This is a genomic window from Mycobacterium sp., assembly GCF_050701675.1.
GTDB lineage: Bacteria > Actinomycetota > Actinomycetes > Mycobacteriales > Mycobacteriaceae > Mycobacterium.
In genome coordinates this window covers 1-1,952 of sequence record NZ_JBOGDD010000222.1, presented here as the reverse complement: position 1 = coordinate 1,952, position 1,952 = coordinate 1, and the positions used below count along the sequence as shown (strand labels likewise).

Annotated in this window: 2 protein-coding genes; both read right to left on the bottom strand. The window is 64.5% G+C overall.

The window, feature by feature from the left end; all coding sequences use genetic code 11:
* The coding region (locus ACRDUX_RS06460; RefSeq protein ID WP_526412119.1) for an ABC transporter substrate-binding protein at positions 1-989 on the bottom strand (989 nt) is incomplete at its 3' end.
* A 19-nt stretch (positions 990-1,008) separates the two neighbouring features.
* Positions 1,009-1,626 (bottom strand): TetR/AcrR family transcriptional regulator, encoded by a 618-nt coding sequence (locus ACRDUX_RS06455; protein ID WP_526412121.1) that lies wholly within the window; start codon positions 1,624-1,626, stop codon positions 1,009-1,011.
* Positions 1,627-1,952: the final 326 nt, after the last annotated feature.

The window sequence follows — 1,952 nt, the reverse complement described above, 5'->3', positions numbered from 1 at the left end:
GGCTTACCCGTCAGGGCGTTGCTCAGCTGGGGCACGAGGAGATTCAACGCGTAGAGCATCGCGTTGGGTCCACTGAATGCCAGTGCGCCACTGAGGGTGGAGTCCGAACCCGCATACAGCGTGCGGCCCTCGCGAACGACGTTGAGCCTCTGGAACGCGGGCACGTCGGCCATCTGCTCCTTGGTGAGGCCGTTGACGAACAACACGTCTCCGTCGAGCAGACTCAGCTTCTCCTCGGAGACGTCGCCGACGGTGTCCTGCGCAGCGAACCCGAGACTGTCGAACAGTGCGTTTCGGGGATCACCCTTGCCGATCACGTAGTGCGCGTTGGCCTCCGAGGTGAAGTCCGAGACCAGTTTCTTCCCTGCGAACTCCGGATGTGCGGCCTTGGCCTCGTCGATCTTGGCGTTGACCTGGTCGACCAACTTCTGAGCCTGGTCCTCGCGTCCCAGCGCCTTCCCGGTCGTCAGAAGCTGGACGTTCCAAGGGGTTTCCTCGTCGGGGTAGTCAGCCGACTGCACGACGGTGGGGGCGATCTGCGAGAGCCGGTCGTAGGTCTTCTGGTCGATGGTCTCGTTGATGGCGAAGATGAGGTCGGGCTTGGCCGCGGCGATGCCCTCGAAGTTGATGGAGTCTCCGTCGATGGCGGGCACGCCCTTGCCGTCGGTCTCCTGCTTCACCCACGGGAAGTCGTCGTAGTTGTCGAAGTAGCCACCCCGGCTGCCGACCGGCACCACGCCGAGCGCCAGCGCGAAGTCCTGATCGGTCCAACCCGCGGTGACCACCCGCTGGGGGTTGGCCGGGACCGTGGTCTCTCCGAACTTGTGCTTGATCGTGACGGTCTCACCCGCCCCGCTCGCACTGGTGCTCTCCGCTTCGGGAGTGGTCGTGGAGCTACCGCAACCGGTGAGTAGGGCGATCCCGACGAAGATGGTCGAGACGAGGGCCAGAGCGCGATTTGCGCGTGCAGATGGTCCGAATGGGCGCATTTGGTGAGGCTAACATTACTTAGGTCGCCCTATTCGAGGTCCGTGTCAGACTCGGCAGAATTACCTGGTCGACCAGCGCGGTAACGGTGGCGTCGGTGGGTGGTCGGCCAGGAATCAGGTACCGGAAGACCAGGTATCCGGGCAGCACGTCCCACAGTTCGTCGGAGATCGCGGTGGCGTCGATCTCGCCGCGCTCGACCGCTTGACGCAGGACTTCGGCGATGACCGCCCTGCGCTGGTCGACGAACTCGTGCTGCATGGCGTCGCTCAGTGCGGGGTTTCGCGTCATCTCGGGGAGAACGGCGCCGATCGTGCTGGCGTGCTTGGCCGCCTGTTCACAGATGACCGTGCCGAGCGCCAGGAGATCGCTGCGAAGGCTGCCGGTGTCGGGCGGGACCTCCGCTTGGCGGATGCCCTCGGTGAATGCGGCCAGTACCAGTTCCGCCTTCGAGGGCCAGCGTCGATAGACGGTGGCCTTGCTGGCCTTCGCGGCGGCCGCGACGGCGTCGACCGTCAATCGTTCGTAACCGTTCTGCTGCAGCAATTCGAGCGTCACGGTGAGGAACTCCGTCTCGCGCGCAGTGCACGGCGACGGTACCGCGGGTCGGTCAGCGCTACTCCGAGTCACGGACGCCAGATTAGTGACCTTTTCCGTAGTACGGTCCAGTACCGTACCGTTTCGTCGATGATCCGCCTGTCACGAGGACACGGTCGCCTTGCGCGCGGGCTTCCCGACGCGTCCCTCGCCCACCGCCACTGCATGCCCACCCAGGACGAATCGGTAGGGTGTGCTCGCGGCGACCTGCGATTCGCGGCAACGCGCGAGGTGCCGCCAGTTAATGCAGTGATGTGACTTCATGATGTAACGAGGAGCAGTCCGTTGGCCCTGAACACCATCGCGTTGGAGCTCGTTCCCTCCAACGTGGAACGCGGTGCGGACTTCGCGAAAGAGGAGGCGCAGAA